This window comes from Streptomyces sp. NPDC045287, assembly GCF_056432325.1.
Genome location: NZ_JBWKJG010000039.1, coordinates 1 through 21,185, shown reverse-complemented (window position 1 = coordinate 21,185; position 21,185 = coordinate 1). Strand labels below are relative to the sequence as shown.

General features: G+C 70.2%; 19 protein-coding genes and 3 pseudogenes. 11 read left to right on the top strand and 11 right to left on the bottom strand.

The genetic code is table 11. The features are described 5' to 3' along the window. From AC07D6_RS33090 to AC07D6_RS33075, 4 genes are all read right to left on the bottom strand, one after another. A partial coding sequence (locus AC07D6_RS33090) for a GntR family transcriptional regulator (RefSeq protein WP_479050587.1) occupies positions 1–863 on the bottom strand: 863 nt, incomplete at its 3' end. Beyond that, complete coding sequence (locus tag AC07D6_RS33085) at positions 860–1,330, bottom strand: ATP-binding protein (protein WP_479050585.1); 471 nt, start codon at positions 1,328–1,330, stop codon at positions 860–862. The genes AC07D6_RS33085 and AC07D6_RS33090, both read right to left, overlap by 4 nt. After that, on the bottom strand, positions 1,330–1,539 hold the full coding sequence (locus AC07D6_RS33080) for a hypothetical protein (RefSeq protein WP_479050583.1): 210 nt from the start codon (positions 1,537–1,539) through the stop codon (positions 1,330–1,332). The genes AC07D6_RS33085 and AC07D6_RS33080 overlap by 1 nt, the downstream gene beginning before the upstream one ends. Next, positions 1,518–2,456: a TauD/TfdA family dioxygenase gene (locus AC07D6_RS33075; protein ID WP_479050581.1), complete on the bottom strand. Its 939-nt coding sequence runs from the start codon at positions 2,454–2,456 to the stop codon at positions 1,518–1,520. Before AC07D6_RS33075 ends, AC07D6_RS33080 begins: the two co-directional genes overlap by 22 nt. A gap of 168 nt (positions 2,457–2,624) precedes the next feature. Here AC07D6_RS33075 and AC07D6_RS33070 point away from each other — a divergent pair, with 168 nt between their 5' ends. From AC07D6_RS33070 to AC07D6_RS33040, 7 genes and pseudogenes are all read left to right on the top strand, one after another. Further along, positions 2,625–3,068 (top strand): NUDIX hydrolase, encoded by a 444-nt coding sequence (locus AC07D6_RS33070; RefSeq protein WP_479050579.1) that lies wholly within the window; start codon positions 2,625–2,627, stop codon positions 3,066–3,068. Positions 3,069–3,074: 6 nt separating this feature from the next. Next, entirely contained in the window at positions 3,075–4,256 is a 1,182-nt protein-coding gene (locus AC07D6_RS33065; protein ID WP_479050577.1) for a hypothetical protein, read from the top strand. Between the two features lie 260 nt (positions 4,257–4,516). Continuing rightward, positions 4,517–6,019, top strand: a complete 1,503-nt coding sequence (locus tag AC07D6_RS33060; RefSeq protein WP_479050575.1) for a helix-turn-helix domain-containing protein — start codon at positions 4,517–4,519, stop codon at positions 6,017–6,019. Between the two features lie 5 nt (positions 6,020–6,024). Further along, positions 6,025–6,735 carry an HAD family hydrolase gene (locus AC07D6_RS33055; RefSeq protein WP_479050591.1) on the top strand — a complete coding sequence of 237 codons (711 nt, stop codon included), beginning with the start codon at positions 6,025–6,027 and terminating at the stop codon, positions 6,733–6,735. Between the two features lie 581 nt (positions 6,736–7,316). Next, positions 7,317–7,805, top strand: a complete 489-nt coding sequence (locus AC07D6_RS33050; protein WP_479050573.1) for a hypothetical protein — start codon at positions 7,317–7,319, stop codon at positions 7,803–7,805. Further along, positions 7,795–7,978 (top strand): annotated as a pseudogene (locus AC07D6_RS33045) (helix-turn-helix domain-containing protein); the annotation flags it as partial. The gene AC07D6_RS33050 and the pseudogene AC07D6_RS33045, both read left to right, overlap by 11 nt. An 841-nt stretch (positions 7,979–8,819) precedes the next feature. Beyond that, positions 8,820–9,392, top strand: a complete 573-nt coding sequence (locus tag AC07D6_RS33040) for a hypothetical protein (RefSeq protein ID WP_479050571.1) — start codon at positions 8,820–8,822, stop codon at positions 9,390–9,392. A gap of 478 nt (positions 9,393–9,870) precedes the next feature. On the opposite strand, the gene AC07D6_RS33035 is transcribed toward AC07D6_RS33040, so the two are convergent. The 3 genes from AC07D6_RS33035 to AC07D6_RS33025 all read right to left on the bottom strand — a co-directional run bounded on the left by AC07D6_RS33035 (position 9,871) and on the right by AC07D6_RS33025 (position 13,518). After that, entirely contained in the window at positions 9,871–10,365 is a 495-nt protein-coding gene (locus AC07D6_RS33035) for a hypothetical protein (RefSeq protein WP_479050569.1), read from the bottom strand. Positions 10,366–11,277: 912 nt separating this feature from the next. Continuing rightward, positions 11,278–12,015 (bottom strand): 2'-5' RNA ligase family protein, encoded by a 738-nt coding sequence (locus AC07D6_RS33030; RefSeq protein WP_479050567.1) that lies wholly within the window; start codon positions 12,013–12,015, stop codon positions 11,278–11,280. Between the two features lie 432 nt (positions 12,016–12,447). Further along, the gene (locus tag AC07D6_RS33025) at positions 12,448–13,518 is read right to left on the bottom strand and encodes a hypothetical protein (RefSeq protein ID WP_479050565.1); all 1,071 of its coding nucleotides are present in this window, start codon (positions 13,516–13,518) and stop codon (positions 12,448–12,450) included. Between the two features lie 376 nt (positions 13,519–13,894). Between AC07D6_RS33025 and AC07D6_RS33020 the strand changes: the two genes are divergently transcribed. Together AC07D6_RS33020 and AC07D6_RS33015 are read left to right on the top strand one after the other, a co-directional pair. After that, positions 13,895–14,575, top strand: a complete 681-nt coding sequence (locus AC07D6_RS33020; RefSeq protein WP_479050563.1) for a hypothetical protein — start codon at positions 13,895–13,897, stop codon at positions 14,573–14,575. Between the two features lie 176 nt (positions 14,576–14,751). After that, complete coding sequence (locus AC07D6_RS33015) at positions 14,752–15,261, top strand: hypothetical protein (RefSeq protein ID WP_479050561.1); 510 nt, start codon at positions 14,752–14,754, stop codon at positions 15,259–15,261. A gap of 918 nt (positions 15,262–16,179) precedes the next feature. Here AC07D6_RS33015 and AC07D6_RS33010 read toward each other — a convergent pair. After that, positions 16,180–16,543, bottom strand: a pseudogene (locus AC07D6_RS33010) (helix-turn-helix domain-containing protein); the annotation flags it as partial. A gap of 35 nt (positions 16,544–16,578) precedes the next feature. Between AC07D6_RS33010 and AC07D6_RS33005 the strand changes: the two are divergent. Further along, entirely contained in the window at positions 16,579–17,172 is a 594-nt protein-coding gene (locus tag AC07D6_RS33005; protein WP_479050559.1) for a hypothetical protein, read from the top strand. A 384-nt stretch (positions 17,173–17,556) separates the two neighbouring features. Here AC07D6_RS33005 and AC07D6_RS33000 read toward each other — a convergent pair whose 3' ends face one another. Both AC07D6_RS33000 and AC07D6_RS32995 read right to left on the bottom strand, forming a co-directional pair. Next, a complete protein-coding gene (locus AC07D6_RS33000; protein WP_479050557.1) occupies positions 17,557–18,246 on the bottom strand; it encodes a hypothetical protein in 690 nt (229 codons plus the stop codon). A gap of 203 nt (positions 18,247–18,449) precedes the next feature. Beyond that, positions 18,450–19,256 carry a leucine-rich repeat domain-containing protein gene (locus tag AC07D6_RS32995; RefSeq protein WP_479050555.1) on the bottom strand — a complete coding sequence of 269 codons (807 nt, stop codon included), beginning with the start codon at positions 19,254–19,256 and terminating at the stop codon, positions 18,450–18,452. Between the two features lie 26 nt (positions 19,257–19,282). Between AC07D6_RS32995 and AC07D6_RS32990 the strand changes: the two are divergent. Continuing rightward, positions 19,283–19,710, top strand: a pseudogene (locus tag AC07D6_RS32990) (transposase); the annotation flags it as partial. Between the two features lie 49 nt (positions 19,711–19,759). Here AC07D6_RS32990 and AC07D6_RS32985 read toward each other — a convergent pair. Beyond that, positions 19,760–20,506 carry a hypothetical protein gene (locus AC07D6_RS32985; RefSeq protein WP_479050589.1) on the bottom strand — a complete coding sequence of 249 codons (747 nt, stop codon included), beginning with the start codon at positions 20,504–20,506 and terminating at the stop codon, positions 19,760–19,762. Positions 20,507–21,185: the final 679 nt, after the last annotated feature.

Genomic DNA, 21,185 nt, shown 5'->3' with positions numbered 1-21,185 from the left:
CACCGCCTGTGCGCGGCCCGTACGGCCGCGCGGATCTCCGCGCGCGTGAACACCCCGGCGGTCGCCGGCTGCGCGGGGGCTTGGCAGGGAGGCGCGGGCAGAGTCCGGGCCGCATCGAGGACACGGGCCGGCAGGCCGTACCGCGCGTCGACCAGGCCCTCGTCCGCCACCTGCCGAAGCGCGTCGATGACGACAGCGGCGTCGCACACGAACACGGTAGCGAGGTCCCGCACGTTCGGCAGGGACCGGCCGGGCGGGTAGAGGCCGAAGGCGATCTGGCGCCTCAGCCTCCCCGCCACGTACCGGGCCTGCCGGCGATGCAGCGGAGTGCGGCCCGCCACCAGGAGACGGTTGTGGAACGGCTCAAGCACGCCCTCGTCCCGGAGGTCGCACAAGGCCAGCTTCGCCGTCTCGATCGGGACCTGGAGGTCCGCCGCGACGCGCGACGCACTCAGGGAGGCCCCCACGGGGTAGGCGCCGCGGTCGATCGCCGCCGCGACACGACGAGCCACCCCCGCCGCGGTAGGACACGACGGGGCGGTATCGCGGATCGCCCGCAGCAACGCACGCACCGCGCCGGCGGCCACCACGATCTCGGTGAACGACGAAACACCCGGCAGATCGGGATCGGGGGTCGCTGCCGCGATCAGCTCGTCCCAGCGACGCACATCGGCCGGCGAACCGGCAGCCGCTGCCCGGCACCGGGCCGCCACCGGCAACCACGACTCAGCCACCTGCCGCACCACCTGGTGATGGCGCGCGACAGCCGCGGGCGCGGCCGCCCCGCGGCTCCCGGCCGCCCGCCTCACGGCCAGAAGATCGGCCTGGAGCTGGTCGGCGTCGACCACGGCGGTGCCGTTCACGCCGCCTCCCGGACGGACAGGGTGCACCAGGTCACCGCACCGCGGTCGCTGACGCCCCACATCCCCGCGTACTGGTGTGCGACTGCCTCCACCAGATGCAGGCCGCGGCCACTCTCCTCACCCGTTCCCGGCCCGCGGGGCGCCGGGTAGGACGGGGTTCCGTCGCGGACCGCGACCATCAGGAAGTCGTCGCGAAGCTCCAGCGTCAGGGTGATCTCGGTCCCTCCGCTGTGCACGAGCGCGTTCGTCACCAGCTCGGAGACGACGAGACATACGTCCTCGGCCAGGCGGGACAGGCCGCAGGTGCCCAGGCAGTCGCGGCTCTCCTTGCGGATCTTCCCGACGCAGGCGGCATCCTGCGGCGCCAGCGGTGTGCCGATCGCGCGCGGAGCAATGGAGAAGGAGACCTCCATGAGCTGGGAGCCGCGAGGAAGATGCCGGGGCGTTTGTGCGGCGGTCGTTGTCATCACGTCCTCTTCGGAGCGCGCAGGTATGACCGGGTGACAGACGGCGCGGTTTCGCGGAGGGAGATCTGTTCGCTGCCAGGGGCGAGCACGTCGGCGGTGCGGAGGCCGGTGAACGGCACCGTAGGCTCGAACGACCGTTCGTAGTGGGTGAGAGGGCGCAAGGCCATCTTGGTGAGCGACCGGTTAGCTAGTACGACGTCGAAGGCCACGCCGCACTCCTCCGGGTAGTTCTGGACTGGCCAGGGTGACGGGGGTCTGCACCCGCAGCGAAGCCGCGTCGTACGGATGGGCACATGGCAGCGGTTCGGCCGCTGGGTGCCGGCGCGGGAAGAACACCGGGCACGTCGTCCAGCGCAACGTCGACCACGGGGGCCGGGGCGGGGAAGCCGGGGGCCATCCGGGCTCGGGGGTTGCCCAGGGCGCGCAGGCACACACGATCGCCGCGGAAACTGGTGCGGGCGTGAAGCCAGCGGCTGTTGTCGATCAGGTAGCCCTGCCCGGTGTCGAGCGTGATGCGCTGTTGGAGGGCATCGATCGCCGCACGGAGATGGGGAAGGTGTCCGGTGATCAGTGGGCTGAATGCGGCGAGGGCATCCTGGCGCAGGCGGATGGAGATCCGTGCGCCTTGGTGGCGGGTGAAGATCTGGGAAGGGTGCCCGCCGCCGTCGCCGTAGAACGCGGTACCGGGCATGGTCATCATCTCCAGGGCCTGGGGCGCGTGTTCGGCAAGGAAGGCGTGGAGGGCGCGGCCGTCGGTCAGGAGCACCTCCCCGCCGGAAGCCGCGGGCTGCTGACAGACCAGGAGCATCAGACGGGGTGGGCGGGGGAGGCTGGAGCGTTCGGTGTGCGCGAGCAGATTCCCGGAGCCCAACCCGGTCAGCCCGGGTCGGCGGGAGGCGGCACCCCTGTCACGGATGGTGGTCAGCGCATCCGGGTCGCTGTCGGGGTGCGGCACCAGCGTCATCACCTGCCGGGCGAATGCGAGAACTTCGGCTCGGGTGTCCAGGCCCTTGAGGGTGGCGATACCCCGCGTCCGCAGGCGCTCCATTACGGCACGGGTGCGGCCGGAACTGGTGGTGAGGGGGACGGCGTGCGCCTCGAACAGGGTGAGCGAAGGTGTCGTCATCGACGTGCTCCTCTGGGATCGAGCGGGACACCCAGCGTCCGGACGGTCGACGGAGGGTGTAAAGCGACAAACTGTCGATCCGGACAAAGACGGCAAGCCCGGCTCCGCCCTGCGGGCGGGTGCTACGTTCCGAAGGACATGCCCGCCCTCACGTCTCAGGGACAGTCCATGTACAAGCCGTCGTTGTGGCCGGTGTCCGTCAAGGGTGTTGCCCTCGATCCCCGCGAACGCGTGCTGCTCCTGCACAACGAGCGCGGCGAGTGGGAACTGCCAGGCGGCCGGCTGGAGATCGGCCCTGCGGGTAATGGGTCGGCACCAGCCGACGTGAGTCCGGGCGCGGCGCTGGAGCGCGAGGTAGCCGAGGAAAGCGGCTGGACGGTGAAAGCCGGGCCTCTGCTCGACGGCGGCACCTGGATCTACGAGCCGATCCCCGGCCGCCGGGTCCTGATCGTCACCTACGGCTGCACGGTCCTGTCCCCCGACCGTGTGCCGGTCCTGAGCCACGAGCACCAGGAGATCGGACTCTTCCACCGGCACGAGGTCGACGGCCTGACCATGCCCGAAGGCTACAAGCGCTCGATCGCGGCCTGGTACGACCACCCCGGAAGGTAACCCGGCATGGACGCCTTCCCTTCTGCTTCCAGGCCGGCCCCGCGCCGGTCGGCGCGGCTGGTCTCCTGGCGCTGGGCGACACCGGAGGCTCAGGCCGTCCTCGCCACGCGCGACCTGGCTTCGATCCTGAAGTACTACCGGCACGTCCACGGCGCCAGCCAGCTGGAGACCGGCGCGCTCCTGGGCTACGACAAGACCTACATCTCGGCCCTGGAACTGGGCAAACGACATCTGAGCGATGTCGGGAGCCTGCGACACGTCGCCGAGCGGCTCGCTCTGCCCGCGCACGTTCTGGGCGTCACCGACCCGGCCGACACCGACCACCGGGCGATGATCCAGTTCGGCACCTCCACCGTGCGGCTCGCCGAGGTCGCCCGCCAGTGCGGGCGAGCGGCCGAAGCCGTCGCCGAACTGTGGCCGCTCGTCGCTCGCCTGGAAGCCCGCGCCCGGGACGGAAGCACCGAACGGGATGTCCTTCGACTCCTTGCGCACGCCCGACTGAGCCTCGGGACGGCCCTGGGCAACGTGCTGCCCGAGGAACGGCTGGCCACCGCCGCACACTGGACCGCCAAGAGCCTGGACGTCGTCCGCGCCTTCGACGACCGGGCCCTGACCACCACCGCCCTGCGCATGCACGGCAACGAACTGCGCAAGGCGGGCCTGCTCGGCGCGGCCGTCGACCGGCTCACCCAAGCCGCCGCCACCGCACCCGGCACCGAGGAGCGAGCCGCGGTACTGCCGCTCCTGGCCCGCGCCGCCGGCGCCCTCGGCAATGCGGCGCTGTTCGACCAGGCCGTCAGCGAAGCCCACCAACTCCTCGACACGGTCGAGCACACCAGCCTCGTCAACCCCAATGCCCTCCACGAGATCCGCCTTCGCGGCCTCATCTCCACCGGCCGCACCCGCGACGCGATACGGCATGCCGAGTCCACCCCGCCCACCCCAACCGTCGCGGTCGCACCCCAGTGGCGTGTCATCGAACTCATCACCACCGGCCGCGTCTGCCTCCTCGCCGGCGACAGCCACGGCGCTACGCAACTCTTGACCACCGCCGTACACGAAGCCCAGGCCCAGCGCCTCCCCCACCAGCTCCAGCGCGTCCAACGCACCACCGTTGGCAGGCTGCCCGAGACCCATGACGCCGCCACCCGCGCTCTGGCCCAGCTCCGTACCGAGATCGCCGCATAGCCGAAGGCAGGTGCCATACGACGCGGGCACAGCCAGACATCCTGGTCCCATCAGGCGTCTCCTCTCCGGGGCGGCGGATCAAAACGACCTGTCACCAGCACAGTTCGACGGTGAGCGGCCGGTGCAGTGCCACGAGTCTGGAGGTGTGCCCGCTCTGCAGGCATCGCTGTGGCGATATCGCTGCAGCGATATCGATCTCCACCTAGCCTGGTCTCACGGTTGGAGCGAGCTGGATCGTGACAAGGAGAGCCGGGGTGAACATGTCAGGGGAACCAGGGCGCACGTGCGTGCGGTGCGGACTACCGATCAGCCGGTACAACCCGGATACACGCTGTTCCGCCTGCGCCCGGTCCGATGCGACACCGACGATCCCGGACCGGGCCTGGCGCGACGAGGAAGTGCACCGGGCCCTCGCGGCCTGGGATTTCGGAACGGTCGTACGTCTAGTCCGTCGCCGCTCCGGGCTCTCGCAGAAGGCCGTACGGGAGCTGACCGGACTGACTCAGGGCTTCATCTCGGACCTGGAACGCGGTCTCAAACAGGTCAACGGCCGCGAAACGATCATCGATCTCCTGACCGGACTCGGGCTTCCCGCCGACCTACGCCCGCTCCTCCTCGCCCCCTTCGCACAGGCCGAATCGCAGCGACTTGTCGAGACCATCGACCCGGCTCTGCCATGGACAGCGGCTCGTATGGTGACCTCACTGGAAGCAGCCGTCGGAGGAGCCATGAACGGATTGAACCGCCGCAGCGTGATCGCCGCACTGGGCGGGGCCGGCCTCACGCAGTACATCCTGCAAGCAGCCGTCGCCCCTCCCGAGGCCGTCGCCGCCACCGCCCGGAACGGAATCAGCATCTCCGACCAGCTCCTTGCCAGCCTGCAATCCACCACCGACGCTCTGCGCCAGGCCGACGCCAGCCACGGCAGCGGCAACCTCGCCCGAGCCGCCACAGCGCACCTCAAGGTCCTCCTCCGTCTCCTGAAAGAAGGAGACTTCAACGAGGCGACAGGCCGACGCCTCGCGGCGGTGACCGCGGACACCGCGATCCAGACCGGCTGGTACCACTTCGACAGCGGCGCCCACACCGTCGCCCACAACCTCCTCCTCGGAGCCCTGCGCGCTGCCCACGCCAGCGGCGACAGCAGACTGCGAGCCGGGGCGCTGTCCTTCATCGCCATCCACGGCTACTCCGCCGGCGACCCCCGCGACGCGGTCACCGCCACGCGCACCGCCCGCCAGATCATCGCCGACCAGGACGCACCCGCCCTGCACGCCATGCTCCTCACCCGCCAGGCCCGCGGACACGCCCGCCTACGCGAAGACCGCCAAGCCCTCACCGCACTGGAGGAGGCACAAGCCCTGTGCGCCCGCGGACGCGGAGAAGACGACCCACACTGGCTGTACTGGATCAACCCCGGTGAGATCATGGGCCAGACCGGCAGCTGCCTGCTTGACCTTGGCCGCCCCGACCAGGCCGCCCAGGCATTCGCCGACGCCCGCAACGCCTTCAGCCCGGATGAGATCCGCACCCGCGCCCAGTTCCTCTCCCGTGCCGCCACAGCCCAGATGCGCGCCGGCGACGTCGACGCCGGATCCGCCACCGGGCACGAAGTCCTCGCTCTCGTCGCCGGAGTCCGCTCCGCGCGCTTGGACGACAACCTCGCCGCGATGCTCACCGAAGCCCGCCGCTACTCCTCGGCGGCACCCGCCCAGGAACTCCTGGAACGTGGGCAGGCCGTCATGGAAGAACGCGCCGCATGACCCGCATGGTCCTGGTCCTGTGGGACATCGACCGCACCCTCGTCTACACCGGCGACATCGACCGCCGCGTCTACCGAGAAGCCTTCACCAGCGTCGTCGGTCGCCCCCCGACAGCCCTGCCCGCCCGGGGCACCGGGGTCACCATGCCCCTGGCCGTCCGCGAGCTTCTGCGTGTCAACCAGGTTCCCGAACAGGACGTGGAGACGCTCGCAGCCCGCATCGTCGCCGAGCTCCCCGAACGCCTCGCCGGACACCGCGAGCTGCTGGCCCGTGACGGGGTCGTCATGCGCGGAGCGGTGGACGCACTCGCCGCGGTCCAGCAGGCGGAAGACCTGATCCCGACCGTCGTCACCGGAAACCTGCGGGGCAGCGCCGAGACCAAGCTGTCCGAACTCGGTCTCATCGGCTACCTCGACACCACCATCGGCGGCTACGCGTCCGACAACCCCCACCGCCCGGCTCTCGTACGCATCGCCCAAGACCGGGCAGCCGCCAAGCACGGAGGCCGGTTCCACCGCGACAACACGGTCATCGTGGGCGACTCGCTGGAAGACGTCCGTACCGGCCTGGAAGGTGGCGCCAGGGTCATCGGGGTCGCATCAGGCACCACCACCGCCGAACAGCTCCGCTCCGCGGGAGCACAGCACGTCCTTTCCGACCTCACCGCCACCACCACCCTCCTCCACCTCATCGGCCAATCTCAGGCTCCGCGGTAGGCCGCCGCTACCACAACCAGCTTTCCCGGGCACCCGACGTGCTGCTCTGCTACAGCACGTTCCAGTTCGATGCCGTCCTCAACCCCGACCATGACGACCTCTGCCCTGTCGGATACGGCACGACCCTCGGCCATCCCCGCAGACGCCGACCCCGTCGGCCAGGCAGAGCGTGCTGGCCGGCACCACAGTCACTGTTGGCCTCTCGCGCTGGACACTCGGTGTCCATGGGCCGTGCCCCAGGCGTGTCCCTTGCACATCAGCGGCACGAAAATCGAGAAGGCTGAACGTCCGTGCGGCTCTGGCTGGTCGCGTTCGCCTTCCAGACGGCACAGCAGTACCCGGAGGCACTCGCGCAGCGGGCCGCGCGCGGTGATCGTGCGGCTGGTCACGCTGTGCCTGCCGGTGAACTCCGCGTACTGCTACCTGCCCTTCCGCAAGGCGAAGCATCTGAATTCTGCTCTCGGTCGCCCGGGCCGTGGTGAAGCCGGTCGACCTGCTGGCTGCCGACGATCCCGCGTTCGAGGCGGTGTGGCACGGCGGGCAGCTATGGCGTCATGCCGGCCCGACCGTAGGATCACGGCATGCCTGCCGACAAACGCGTGACCCGGTCCTCGTTTTCCGACCGCCTCCAGCGGATCTCTGTTCCCCAGCCGCTGTCACTCCTGCCGGCCCGGATCTGGTCAGACGAGGAATGGGAGCGCATTCAGCTGGGCTACCGGTCTCGGGACATGGACGAGAAGTGGGACGTCTTCGTCGAGGGGAACGTCGTCTTCTTGCACCGGAGCTGGACGGGAAACGGGTTCGTCGAGGCCACCTTCGCTCCGGCCGAGGACGGCGGCTGGCGGGTTGCCCAGGCCGTGGTGGAACGTGATCGGGAGCGCTATCGGGGCAAGGACGACGCGTACGACTGCCTGATGCTGGAACTGGTGCTCAGCGCTATCGTGCTCGGCGAGCCGGCGCGGGAACTCCGCTCGAAACTGGTGGAGTTGACCCGAAAGTCGTCGGGTGCCGCAGACGTTTCCGCTGGACTCGTGCAGCACAGTGCCTTGGGGCTGCGCTCGGGTACGTAAGAAACTGGCGGTGTATCTGCAGCAGGGTCCGGCCGCGCGCGGCTGGGTGGAGGACCAGGTGTGGTCCTCAGCGAGGGGACCACACCTGGTCGGCCGGAAGTTCCACGGCTCCTACAGCGTCTGGGGCTGCCACTCGCTTGACGCACCAGCTCGGGCTCTTCCCGCAGGTGCCACGGCTCGACGCCATGGCAAGCAAACAAGTGGTGCCGCCGAGGGGCAAACTCAGCGGCCCGGTGCACCCGATACCGGCAAAGGTCTTCAGCATGCCCTCGGAGCGTAACCCACCGCTGTGCCGTTCGGAGGGCGTGCTGGACCGGTTTCACCCTGCCGAGGTATAGAAGCGTGGGCGAGCGGGAGGTTCAGCCATACCGAGAGCCCTGCCCGACGCCCCCGGGTGCAGACCGATTCCCGGGCCCGCCCTCGAACGGTCTCGCAGCGGCCACGTCAGGCCAGCCGCCACCGGCCAACAAGACCGATCTGGTTGGAGGCAAGCAGGGGTCTGCAGTTCACCGGAATCGATCCGGAAACATGCGGGCAGGGCTCGCCCGCGGTGTGGGTCGAGGGGGTGACGGCCGATCTGGTGCTCCCGGGCGTCAAGACCGAAGCGGTCTTGAAGGCGCCGATCCGGGGCGTGCGCGAGCTTGTGGTGCGCGGCGGCCGGTCTTGCCGGGTTCGGGTCCGACGCGCCACGGAGCGGGACGTCGACGCGGTGGCCGGCGGCCAGGCGGCATCACGAGTTCGCCCCCCGGTAGCCGCAGACTCCCCGGGCGGCTGCCCGGTGGCATCGCGACCGGGCGGGTAAGGTCCGACGGCGCCGGGTGCCGGGGGAGGGGCGCGGACATGTGAGGGCCGTGGGTGACTTTGTCCATTTCGCTGACCGGGTGGTGCCTCATCCGGCAGGGTCGTTTCCCTGCAAGTGCAGTAGGGCGTCGCCGAGGTGCCGGCGGCGGGAAGGAGCGCGCGGTGACACAGCTGCGGTACTACGGGACATCACAGGAGCGGTGGACCCACGACATGTACGGGGCGTCCCACGAGGGGACCATCCAGGTCCTCCTGGCCGACGGAAGCATCGCCAAGCCGGTCTACTTCGACGCCCTCTCGGCAGGAGCGGGACATCAAAGCGGCCACTGGAGCATCTACGACGGCCAGGCGCGCACGCCGCGCGCGGCCGCGTTCCAGGCGGCGTGCGCGTGCGGATGGACCGGGCAGGTCCGCACGCTGGACTGGGAGGAGATCGGCGGCCAGCCGCTGTACGAGGCCGGCGCCCAGGACGCGGCCCGGTGCGTGAGCGACTGGGACCAGCACACCGAGGAGGTCGGCGAGACAACCACACCGGTGCCCGCGCAGATCACCGACCTGCTGGCCGAGGTGGAGGCGCGGATCGAGCGGTACGCCAAGCAGTCCCCGGTCGGCGCCGTCAAACTGGCCCGCCAACTGGAGATCATCGCCGGCCGTGTCGGCTACTGGGCCGCCCACGAGGCCCGAAGTGCCCTGTCCCCGGAGGAAACCGCCCAGGGACTGGGACTGACCGTCGAGGACGCGAAGAAGCTGCTGGCCCGCTTCGGCGGTTGGAGCCCCTACAGCTGAACCTTTGCCCCGCGCGGCACGGCCCCGCTCAGTCTGGGGGCGGCGACTGCCGGCAGTCCGCCGGGCCGGGATCACCCACCGGAGTGGCTCTGCGGCCGTCGACGAACCGCACCGCCGCACGGTGCCGGGGCAAGGGCTGTACGTACCGACAAGCGGCACGTCAGCGGACCCGGGCTCATGGTTTTGGACGTGGTCGCCGCCGACGCCACGGCCGGCTGAACCACCGGAGAGACCTGAGCAGGCCCCTTCCGGATGCCGCCCGGACCGGGTAGCGCCTGCCGCGGCCCGCCCGGCTCCTTGGCCGGGGCCGGCCCTGCGTGCTTCTCCCACCCTCCTGCTGTCGCCCCCTTGTCCCCCTTGCCCTTCCTGGCCTGGTACGTGTCTTGCCCGGGGCAGACCGAGGCTCGTACCGTTCGCAGGGCACCGAAGGCCCCGGGGCAGGCCCAGGGCCGGCGGCGGGGGCATCTGGGCGGGCGGATCACAAGGAGCCGAAGTACCGCGTCCACCAGGTGGGCCGCGCTGCGAAGCGCTCCAGCGCGCTGGGGCCCTCGTAGCGGCTCTCCAGCAGTTCTTCGGGGACGCTCACGTAGCCGAGTTCGGCCAGGGCCCGCTCCACGGTGGCGAGGTCGGCGGGATCCAGCGCGCCCTCCTCTTGGGCTTCGTTTGTGCCGAGGAAGGCCCCGGGATTGTCGGCGCAGACCTCGACGAGGGAGCCGAACTTGCTCACGCAGATCACGATCCGCGTCCCGCGGATCGTCGCGTCCGCGGGCACGCGGATACGCCCGTACTCACTGGAGTCCTGGGTGTCCCGCTCACACTCGCACGAGGCCCCGAAGTCCGTTTCGAGCCGGCGGACCAGGCCGCCGAACGCGAGGCCGGTCGCGACGCGGTCGTAGTGCAGCGGCTGTTCCAGCCGTTCGGGGTCGTCGAGTTCGCGCAGGAGGGCCAGCAGTTCCGTCTCGCTCATCGCCATCCGCCCATCCTGCCGCCCGGCGGACGGGAGCGGCGAGGCAAGAGCACGCAAGCAAGGGCAAGATCCGAAAGCAGCGGCAGATGGGCGGACGGGAGCGGCACAGCACACGGCACGCGGCAAAGTACCCGGCCCGGCAACGGCCCGACACAGCACGCGGCGAGTGGGTGGCACGGCGGCCACGGCTCTGCGCTTGCGCGGACCGCGCGAGCGAACAAGGAGGCGGTTCCCCTGGGCGCCCGCACAGAGGCACTCCTGCACGGGATCACAGCTGGCCTGCCGGGCAATCGCGGCAGCATTCGACCAGCAGTGATGAAGCTGCGTACCTCTCGGCCGCCACCGTCACCTTCAGCAGCAAGAATGAGGACACGCTGAGCCCACCTGGGCGGGCATACCACAGGGCCGCACCGCTCAACGAACCTCAGTGACCCGTTCTTTAGGCCTGGAATTTCGAGTTGCAGTCGCTCGGGGGCAGCGATGGTTCCGGACTCGGATTGTGGGGCGGGTAAGGGAGCATGGTGGCCGTGTCGGTCGCAGTGTTGGCGTCCAGGTACTTCCTGGCGAGCCTGGTAGCTCATGCGAAGCGCCACGCGGACCAGTTGTCCTTGTAAGGCGGGAAGAAGGATCCACGCCCAGTTCGTTCGTCCATCCAGTCGCCTGTCCCGCCCCCGGCTGCCAGGTGCCGCAGGTCTCGCAGCTGGATCCGAGGAACCGGCCGGTCGCCGTGCTCGACCAGTTTCTCGGTACGGTCGCGGGCCTCGGCGGGCAGAGCGGCCACCGTGTCGATCAGGACGGTGCGGATTGGACCAGCGGCGCGCACCTCGTCCCAGGTGGGTCAGGATCCGCTCATGGGTCGCGGCCCGAGAAGGCGTGCGCGGCCCTACCGCATGCGGCACGGCTCTGCGCGCCCCTCTCCTACGAGGAAGCGGCCCGCGGCGGTATCACCGGACGCAGGGGGAGGGTGTGGAGGGTCTCCCACCGGTATGCCTGGCCTTGGCAGCGGAGTTCCACGAGGTCCACCGAGGCGATGTCGAGGGGGACCGGGGGGAGCGCGCGCAGGGGTGTCACGGCTTCGATGACGGGCGCTGCCGGCCGCTGCCGGTTGTTGTAGGCGACACCCAGATGAGGGCGGAACGTCCTGGTCGGCCGGCCTCCGGGGACACCGGCCTGCTCACCGATGGCGCTGAGGGCGGAGTGTAGATGGACCAGGGGCCGCCAGGGGGAGAGGCTGAACCGGATGGCTCCGCGTGAGCCGGCCAGAGGGTGGGCCAAGACACGAAACCCGCTGACGGGCAGGTCCTTCGCCAAGGCGAGAAGGTGCTCCGCCCGCGCCCTTGGTACCTGGTCGACGGCACCGACGCGCAGCATCGTCACATGCAGCCCGTCGGCGGGAACGAGGTCCATGCCCAAAGGGGACAGAACATCCTGGCAGTGCTGGGCTCGGCGCAGTAGCTCGGCAGCGCCGGGGAAGGTCAGCATCCAGTAGTAGACGCGCTGCTGGTTGGACCATCCTGGCCGGTCCCAGTGGTTGCTCATGTGCTCGACGGCCTGGAAGGCACGCCAGTCGTGCCCGACGATCACTTCAGGATCGTCGAGGTCGGCCGGCGGTGCGCAGGGGAAGGATCCGGAGTCGACGTCCAGCTCGGGTGTCACATAGCTCCTCGGTGCCGCAGGGGTGCGATCTGAGCACGCGAGCCGACAATGATCATTCCGGCCTGCGGGCGTGACCGCCAGATTCGCAGCTCCTCAGCATGGTCCCCTACATCGGATTCGTCACGCCACCGCTCGGCGCGCTGGTAGAGCTCGCTGGCCCTTACGGTGCTCCGGTAGGCCGGCACCGGGATCCGGTACGGTGCCAGGTGGCGGCGGGCCACCATCCGGTGATCGCTTGTCGGCACCCGCCGTCGCTTCTGCCCCCGGCTTCCAGCGCTCTGGACCGGGGGCTTCTCCACGCACAGGACACCTGCCGCCTCGAACCTCCTTGCGACTCCGGCACCACCGGCGCCGCAAGGTGTTTCCCGTCCCGTGGACCCCGAGGACGGCGTACGCGAACCGAGTTCACAGGGGTCGGGCCGGCGTGTGGTCCTATATCTCCCAGTCCTGCGCGCAGAACGTGGCCTGGCTGACCGTGGTGTCTCCGGCCCTGGTCGTGTCCAAGACCAGGTTGAGCCCGTCCGGGGTGGCCGCTCCGCTGGGGCTGAAGCGCAGGACCAGGTCGTGGTCGACGAGATGCTGCAGCACGGCCGCGTCGAGGGCGGAGGGTGCCCTGCCGATCAGCGGGATGCCGGCGTAGAGGACCTGCGGGCCGGTGCGGCCGTGGACGGTCACGGCCCCCAGCCGCGGGACGCCGTCCCGGCTGGCCGAGTAGTGCGCGCTCACCCCGGCCTTGTCGAACCGGTCCTCGTCGAGATCCCACTGCCCGCTCCTGCCGTGCCACCAGAAGGGGAAGTGGCCCAGACGGCCGGCCGGTGCCTCGCCGTCGAGCGCGGCCGCCACTTCCGGCGGGGTCATCCCGAACCGCAGCGGGCCCACCCCTTCCAGCGGCATCCACTCCCAGCGCTCGCGGTCGCGGTCGGGCCTCACCGGCCAGGCCCCCGGGTTCTTCTCCCGCTCGCGGACATCGCGCCAGTGGATGACCGGCCCGGTCGCGTACGGGTCACCGGCGAGGTCGGGGCCGACGAACAGAGCAGAGGTGACCGCCGTGTCCTTCCGCTCCAGGTGCCCCTTCGCCGACAGTCCCCACTCCTGGGCGGTGTCCATGGACACCCCCCAGGCCGCGACCTCCGGATCCCCACTCCAGTTCACCCGCACCGCAGCCCCCTCCCGGCGGGCGAGTTCGCGGATCTCGGCGCGAACCTCGGAAGGGACCCGGCCGATCAGCTCGACCTCCCCGAGCCGGACCAGCGGGCCTTCCAGGGCGTCGACCGCCACGGCGACCAGGACCCTCCCCCGGTCATAGACGCAAGTCAGTCCCGTCTCCTGGTACCGCTCCCAGAACTTCCCGTCGGCCGCGACCTGCCCACCGCCGTAGAGCGGCCGACCCAAGGCGGCCTTCACCTCGTCGGAATCCATCCCGAACCGCAGCGGCCCCACCCCCACCAAAGGATCGAGCACCCACCGCGCCCGCTCCTTCGGCTTCCTGTCCCGCCAGCCCACCTCGGCTCCTCCCCGCAACGCGGACACACCACCCACCGATCACGAAAGGAGCGTAAGGGACCCCTCTGACACGCTCCGAGGGGGCGCGGCCCGGCCTTCACCACCTGGCCCTCGACGACATTCAAGAGCCCACGCAGCCGTTGAAGGAACCGGCCGCCATCCTCCCCGCACCCCTGGCCCGGGGCCGGCGGAGCCGAGCCGTTCACCACGGCGGCGAAGCCGTCGGCAACCCCACCGCCCGAGAGAAACCCGCCCCCCGCCACTGAGGAGCGGCGGGTCCGCCGGCGTGCCCTCTTGCCCGCCGGCCGGGGGAGCGCTGTTGCGGACACACGGCGTCCGGGCCCTTGGCGTGCTCGTCGTACGGAAGACTGGCAAGGTGACCGCTTTCCGTTTGCTCGCGTCCTCGGACGAGATACACACCCACCTGGTCGACCAGCTGAACCTGGCGCTCCGCCGGCCTGGAATGTACGGAGGTGAGACGGCTCTTCGGATCCTGATCGACCACCTGCTGTTCACCGAACGCCGACCCGAGGCGTTCCTCCGGCAGCAGCGGGTGTGGGAGGAGCGCGGGGCCCTGACCGCCACCGGTGTGACCGGTGCCTTCCGCGACCTCATCCCGGGGCGCGACTACGAGTACGGCGTGGCATCGGTGTACGCGGAGTTCGCGCACCGGCACGGATGGCTCCGACCGGACCGGGTCCTCGCAAGCGCAGCCTACGAGGACCTGAAGGGCCGCGTACGCCGGTGGGCGGGCAAGGACCGGACATGGGCCGACGTCACCGCGGAGTTCGGCCCGCCTTGCGTGCTGTTCGGCGGAGGCAATCCCTCGTACGGCAAGACCTTGGGGTACCTCGGCGAGGACCCGGACCAGCCGATGGTGTTCTTCCACCTGTGGAACGGCAGCGCACCGGGCGCCGGGACATGGTCCCCCGAGCACGAACAGCCGCTCCTCCTCGCCGTGCGCTACGGCGAAGGCCCCTTCCACCGCACCTTCACCTTCACCCCCGAAGGCCAGCGCAGGAAGCCTGCACCCGCCGAAGTGTGCCGGCCCCGGTAGCCGCTTTGCCCGACCACGCCGCCGACTGCCGGCATACGCGCGAGGCGCCCCGGCCCGGGCCCCACCGCACCGGCGGGGCCCGGGCCGGGGCGGGGGATGGCACCACGTATCGTTGCAGTGCGCAACCAGCACGGCAGGTCGGCCCCGGGGCCGGGCACCGAAGACAGGGGTGGGACGTGAACGAGGGCAGAACCCGGCGGGTCCGGCACGCCGGGCTGTCCGCCGCTGCCGCAGCGACGCTCTTCGCGGGGGCGACCGTCGTCGGATCGGGCATGGAGGCCGATCTGCCCTCCTGGGTACTGGTGGGCGTGGCCCTGCCGGTAGTGGGTCTCGCGGGCTGGGCCGGAGCGCGCACCGGGCGCCGAAACGGCATCCGCGACGAGCACCTGCAACCCGGAGAAAGGGTGATCGGCACGTACACGGTACGTCCCCCGTACACCGAGCACACCCCGCCCTCCCCCCACGAGGGCCCTCAGTACCACCTGCGCGTGACCACCTGCGGAGTGCAGATGTGGGAGCGCGCCGTCCTGCTGTGGAGCCACCCGTGGCCGGAGCTGCGCGTCGTGGTCGACGGCCCGCGGCTGCGCATCCACCACGAGGGGCGCGAGGCCGGGACGATGCTGCTGGAACGGCCCGGAGCGGTGCAGGAGGTCCAGCTCGTCGCCAGACGATACGGGGCCGCCTGACGCCGTGCCCGCTTCGCGAGCAGGCCCGCCTTGTCCCCGGTGCGCCTATCTGGGCTGTCGGCTCCGCCACCTACCGGGTGGCCTGCGGGGCCCGGGGTGACTACGCACGGGGGAGACCTGCGGAGCCAGGCTGCGGGTGCCCGTTCCAAGCACATACCGGCAGGCTGGGCCGGCGCCGGCTGCTCGACCGCGCTGGCACTCAGGACAGGCGGCCTCGACCAGATCGCCGCCCCGGGTGGCCTCGGCCCACTGGACGAGGAGCCGCCAGTACTCCCGCGCACGGCGCTCCGGGTCCAGGTCCTTCTCCATCAGCCGGCGGATACGCGCGTTGATCCGCGCGGCCACGGGGCGGGGCAGGCTACGGGGCCGCGGGTGGGAAGACATGCCCCCAGAGTAGAGCCGGGGTCCGACAAGCTGCGTGGGACTTTCTCTGGGCGCTCTGCCCCGGGCAATGCTCGGATACCCCTCTGCACGGCGTTGTGGCCGTCTTGAGGCGTCCGGGAAGTTCAGTTCGCTTCAGTCGCTGCCGGCCCCAGTCGGGGCCTGAGCGTGCTCCTCTGCCTCGACCACGGCCAGGCCGGTTCCGGGGAGCCGGTAACCGTGCTGCCGCAGCCCGGCAACGCCGGCTCCAACACCGCGAGCGGCCACAGCACCCCCACCCGTCTCGTCTTGCTGGCTCGACCCCCCGAACACCCGCGGTGAGGACGGTAGACCCTGACCCGCACTGACCTCGCTGGAGGTACCCGCGCCTTTCCCAACCGGCTCATCCGCCGGAACCGTCGGCTGTCGTATTCCGTCGGAATGGTCACCACTGGCGCTGTCCGCCAAGCCGTCCTGAAGATCCGGTAGAAAGCGCGGGCGCCGGACAGCCCGTAGACCGTCGGGATACCGGCCTCGTGCCGGGTCCGGCACGAGGCCGATCAGGGCGCCGTCCACGATCACGGGTTCGCCCTTGCCCAGCCCGGTCAGGGACTCGTGCAGGCATGGCACCAGGGCCGCGGGGACGTCCCAGGGGTTCGTCGACGTAGCGCCAGGCCGTCGTGGTCGAGACGCCGAGCCCGGCCGCGAGCTGGGCGGACGTCTCGTTCTTCCGAAGGCGGGCCAGCGTGAGAAGGGCTTGCTTGAAGCAACTGAGCCGTCTCCACGGTGGGTTCAGCTCATGCCTTCGGGCGTAGAGCAGCCAGGAGACGTGCTCGACCAGCTCATGCGAGACATCGAGCATGGAAGGATACGGAACCAGCGGAGGCTCCGGGCTGTCGACTGTGCCGAGTGGAACCAACACCGCACTGGCCTGAGTTCTCGCTGTAGCCTCGGGTCATGGGGCTTGGGGGAGATGGAGGCAGGCTGGTTGTGGAGGCCCGGGAGAGCCTGGCCTCCGGAGTGGACGAGGAGGAGGTCTTCGTCGAACTGGCCGCACGCACCGGTGAGTGGGATGCCTGCGCGGTGGCCGTGTGCGTGGCCCTGGGGGTGCCGCGGACGGACGCCGAAGCCCGGGTCCGCGAGGTCCGGCCCCTCTTCGAGGAGTTCGCGCCAGGAGAGGAAGGCCTCGTCGCTGTACTTCTCACCTGCGGGCACGTGTTCATCGTGGACCGGATACTGGACGCTCGCGAAGAGCGGATCCGCGACCTCTCGAGTGCCGCGGCCGGCGCTCGCGGGAGCTGTCCCGGCGGCATGCTCGAACGGTTTCGCGGCGGCGAGCTCACAAAGATCTTCCTGTACTTCGCGAAGACCCGGACCCGGGATGGGCGGGGCTCGCCTCCCGATTTCTGGGCGACCATGATCGCGGCCGGCGAACTGCTGATGGTTGAGGGCAGCCCAAGCCGAGCAGAGGTGGAGGCGGGACTGGAACGCTGCCGCGTACAGGCGGGCGCCCACAGCACGGGTTCTCGGATCCAGCAGCAAGACCGCTGACGGCTGCGGCCCGGCTCAGGCAGACGGTGGCTCGTCCGACTCCGATGGGACTGGTCGAGCCCCGCTGAGGCGGGGCTGCCGCTCCGATCATCCCGCCGATGCGCCGCCAGACGATGTGCTGCCCGCCTTCTTTGACCTAAGTGTCGCTTGTCAGCACCCGCCGTCACCCCGTCCCCCAGGCCCAGGTGCTCTGGCCGGGGGCGGTCGCACACCCGGGAGACGTACGGGATCGGGCTGCGGGGGCGCGGCAGTCGATCAGCCCGAGCGTGCGGGCGGGCGCGGCAGACGGCGGCATCAGGAGCAATCACCTGGCCGGTGTCAGGCTGGACCGGGTCCCGCCTCCGCGTGCGACGGGGTGCCGGATGTGTGCGGCAGCGACACTTTCTAGGCAAGCCAGGGCTGATCGACGACCGGGCGCAGGCGCTGTCCGTGCGGGGTGAAGGTGAACGAATCCCGGAACGGGCCGCCGCCGTGGCGCACGGCGAGCAGCAACGGCTGCTCGTGCGCGGGGGGCCAGCCGTCGCCGGGTCCGGTCTCGGTGCCATTCCACAAGTGGAAAACCACCATGGGCAGCCCGGGGTCGTCGGTGAGGTAGCCCAGTGACTTGCTGTACAACGGGTTGCTGCCGCCGAACAGCACCGAGGGCGGCCCGAACCGGTCGGTGACATCGGCCCAGGTGCGGTCCTTGCCCGCCCACTCACGCACCTGGTCGACCATGGCCTGGTAGGCCTCGGGGGCCAGAGCACGGTCCGGCCTGAGCCAGCCACGCGCCTGCGCGAACTCCGCGTACACCGACGCCATCCCGCAGCTGTAGTTCGGCTTCGGGATCAGTTCCCGGAAGGATCCGGTCACCCCGAGCGAGGTCCATATCCCGCGCTCTTCCCACGATTGCTGCAACCGCCCGAACGCCTCCGGTTCCCGTTCGGCCATCAACAGATGGCCGATCAGCAACCGTAGCGAAATCTCGCCCCCGAATATCTCTGGCACACTCAACATTCTGTTAAGTCGTTCGACCAGATACGCGTGGATTTCCTCGGCCGACGCCAGCCTGCGGGAGTCACCAAAATCGCTCATCCGTACAGTATCCTCCGCCATCGTTCCTGCAGCACTGCCAGCCGTCTGCAACCAGTACCACTTGACCAAACAGGCGCCGGCAGCAACCCGTCCCGAGGCCACGTTGCCCGATCAGTAGCATCGCCTCGCCTGTCCAGGTGTCCGGGTCTCAGGTCCTCGGCTGTGTTCGCTTCTCCGGGGCTGTGCGCGGGGAAGCCGGTCGGTCAGTCCCGGGCGGGTGGCGGTTGGTCGTCTCGGCCGCCCTTGTGCGGTGAGGCGATGTGGTGAGGGGCGCCATCGGGCAGTGCGGCGAGGCATGTCGGTGAGCAGGCGTTGACCAGGAGGGGCAGCACGTCGGTGGCTACGCGCGGGGAGATCCACACCTGGTGAAGGCCGCCCTGGCTGATCGGGCGGTCGCAGACACTGCAGGCGCGGATGGCGGTAGCGCCCCAGCGTTCGGGGTCCAGGTCTGCGAGGTCCAGGTCTGAGGCGGAGTCCAGGGAGGGTCGGAGCCGCGGGAAGGGCGGCCGCAGTTTGTGGTTGCCGAACAGGGCGCGTGTGCTCACCGTGCTGCGGGCCAGCTTCCGGCACCGGGTGATCTCGTAGGGGAACCAGTGCAGCCGGTAGGAGGTGTAGGGAGTGAACTCCTCCAGGCTGGTCATGGCCCCGATCTCGGGCGGGATGCGGACCAGGTTGCTGCCGTAGAGCACAAGGTGCCTGACCGCCGTCAGCCGGGCGATGCTCGGCGGCAGGGTGATGATCTGCCGCCGTTCCTCAGGGGTGAGATCGACCAGGGGGCGGAACTCCTCGCGCCGGTCGGCGGCGGCTTCGTCGACCAGTTCCAGCAGGCGACGCCAGCCCGGGGCGGAGGTGTCCTGCCGCTCGGGGTGGAATCCGACCCGGGCCCGCGGATGCGGCATGGTCTGGTCGAAGCACCCGCAGGCATCCTGACGGACCCGGCGCCGCCCCGTGCCCGACGTGTCGCCCCAGCGGTTCACGTAAGGGAATCCCGACTCCGCCTCGCCCGTCATGACGCCACGATACAAAGGCCGCTGTGTACGGGAACGGGAGGGGCGCCTGCAGCAGGCTGCGGATGTGGGCCATCGACGGCACCTGGAAGCGGGTGTTTACCGCGCTCCTCGCGCAGGCCGACGCGAAGGAAGACCTCAGCTGGGCCGTCTCGGTCGACTGCACTGTCGTGCGCGCTCACCAGCACGCGGCCGGGGCCCGCCCAAAGGGGCCCCGGCCAGCGAGCCCGATGACCATGCCATCGGGCGGTCTCATGGCGGACTGACCACGAAGATCCACCTTGCCTCCGATGCCCACTGGCCTTCGTGCTCACCGCCGAACAGGCCGGTGACGCGCCCGCCTTCGCTCACCTCATAGCTCGCCTCCGTGTGCCTCGGCAGCGGGGACGTCCCCTGTACCAGGCCGGACGTGGTCCTGGCCGACAAGGCGTACTCCTCCCGTGCGATCCGCGAGCACCCGGACCCTACGTCGTCGGCATCTTTCTTTGGTCTGCCAGGTCAACGACTCAGGAGCAGGAGCGAACCGCATCGTCCCAGGCACCAGGGCTGCGGTAGTGGTTCTTGTGCCCCGCGGCAAGTACATGGTGCAGTTCGGCAAGGTGCCGGGTGTTCGCGGGAAGCTCCAGCCGGCCGAGGAAGACCAGTGCAGTAGCCGGCTCCAGGTCGCCGTAGACGTCGTGGAAGCTCGCCAGGAGGCCGCGAAAGACGGCCGAGTGCAGGGCAGGAAGCCGCATGGCGGTGCGGTACGCCGGCTCCTTCACCGTCCAGCGCACCGGTCCCGAACACTTCAGAACCCGACGGGCTCGGCGGAGCAGGGCTTCCGACTGTTCGGCCACCACTCGGTCGATGTCATTGCCGAGAACTTCGGCGAAAGCCGTTGCGGAAGTGGCGTGGTCCTCGAACCAGTCCACCCACAGCGAGTAGGTGACGGCCTTCGCATCCCGGTCCGCCTCCAGCCGCTGACGGTAGCCGTCCCACAGCACGTCGGCCGGCAAGGGACCCTTCGCACCCTCGTTCGCGAACCGGATCTCGCATGTGACCCAGTACTCGTCGAGGAGGTCCAGCAGCCCGAAAGCCAACCGCACCTGGTCGGCCGCGTCCAGGTCTTCGGCGAATACATCGCCGGCCCAGGAATGTGCCACCTGGTTGGCGGTGAGCAACGCGTCCGGCTTCTCGTTGCTCACCCATCCCTCGTGCACCTGGTTAAGGCCTTGACCAGCCAGCCAACGCCGCGCCGCCTCCTCGGCCTGCATCTCCACTCGGGAAGTATGACAAGCCTCGCAAGGCTTGAACGAAATGGCTGGGCGAAGGTCCCTTCCGCCACACCTTCACCCCTGAAGACCAGCTCAGGAAGCCTGCACCCGCCGAGCTGTGCCGGCCCCGGTAGCCGCTTTGCCCGACCACCGGGTCGCCACCGCCCGGTGATCGCTTGCCGGAGCCCGCCGCCGCTTTTGCCTCCGGTTCCAGCGCTCTGGACCGGGGACTTCTTCACGCAGGACACCTGCTGCCTCGAGACCTCCTCGTGGCCCCGGTACGCGGGGGAGCAGGGCCTGCTACCGGGGCTGCGCCTCGCGGCGAAGCGCCAGCGGCAGGTGGCTTGGAGGTCCGACGCTGGTGAGGCCGTGAGGGTGGGCCACCGACGGGTGCCGGCGAGAAAAAAGGGGGGCGGGAGCTTCCTTTCCTCACCGGTCGGGCAGGCGGGGTGGCTCAGGGGGCCGGGAGCGGAGGTCTTCGTCGGACTCCCGTTCGGTCAAGTCGTTCTTGTGTGCGAGTTAGGCTCCAGCGCCATGACCAGTGATCTCGGATTCACCTGCACATGCTGCGGGGCCCACCACCTTGAGCTGCCGATGCACTACGCGGCCGAGGCCCCGGCCGTGTGGGATCCGGCTTTCGCCGGGGCCGAGGACTGCTTGCTCTCGTCGGACCAGTGCG

Excerpts from the sequence above, each read along its gene's own strand:
- AC07D6_RS33085 (WP_479050585.1), bottom strand. The coding sequence starts at position 1,330 with ATGACAACGACCGCCGCACAAACGCCCCGGCATCTTCCTCGCGGCTCC.
- AC07D6_RS33075 (WP_479050581.1), bottom strand. The coding sequence starts at position 2,456 with ATGACGACACCTTCGCTCACCCTGTTCGAGGCGCACGCCGTCCCCCTC.
- AC07D6_RS33070 (WP_479050579.1), top strand. The coding sequence starts at position 2,625 with ATGTACAAGCCGTCGTTGTGGCCGGTGTCCGTCAAGGGTGTTGCCCTC.
- AC07D6_RS33065 (WP_479050577.1), top strand. The coding sequence starts at position 3,075 with ATGGACGCCTTCCCTTCTGCTTCCAGGCCGGCCCCGCGCCGGTCGGCG.
- AC07D6_RS33060 (WP_479050575.1), top strand. The coding sequence starts at position 4,517 with ATGTCAGGGGAACCAGGGCGCACGTGCGTGCGGTGCGGACTACCGATC.
- AC07D6_RS33055 (WP_479050591.1), top strand. The coding sequence starts at position 6,025 with ATGGTCCTGGTCCTGTGGGACATCGACCGCACCCTCGTCTACACCGGC.
- AC07D6_RS33050 (WP_479050573.1), top strand. The coding sequence starts at position 7,317 with ATGCCTGCCGACAAACGCGTGACCCGGTCCTCGTTTTCCGACCGCCTC.
- AC07D6_RS33040 (WP_479050571.1), top strand. The coding sequence starts at position 8,820 with ATGTACGGGGCGTCCCACGAGGGGACCATCCAGGTCCTCCTGGCCGAC.
- AC07D6_RS33035 (WP_479050569.1), bottom strand. The coding sequence starts at position 10,365 with ATGGCGATGAGCGAGACGGAACTGCTGGCCCTCCTGCGCGAACTCGAC.
- AC07D6_RS33005 (WP_479050559.1), top strand. The coding sequence starts at position 16,579 with ATGGGGCTTGGGGGAGATGGAGGCAGGCTGGTTGTGGAGGCCCGGGAG.
- AC07D6_RS33000 (WP_479050557.1), bottom strand. The coding sequence starts at position 18,246 with ATGAGCGATTTTGGTGACTCCCGCAGGCTGGCGTCGGCCGAGGAAATC.
- AC07D6_RS32995 (WP_479050555.1), bottom strand. The coding sequence starts at position 19,256 with ATGACGGGCGAGGCGGAGTCGGGATTCCCTTACGTGAACCGCTGGGGC.
- AC07D6_RS32985 (WP_479050589.1), bottom strand. The coding sequence starts at position 20,506 with ATGCAGGCCGAGGAGGCGGCGCGGCGTTGGCTGGCTGGTCAAGGCCTT.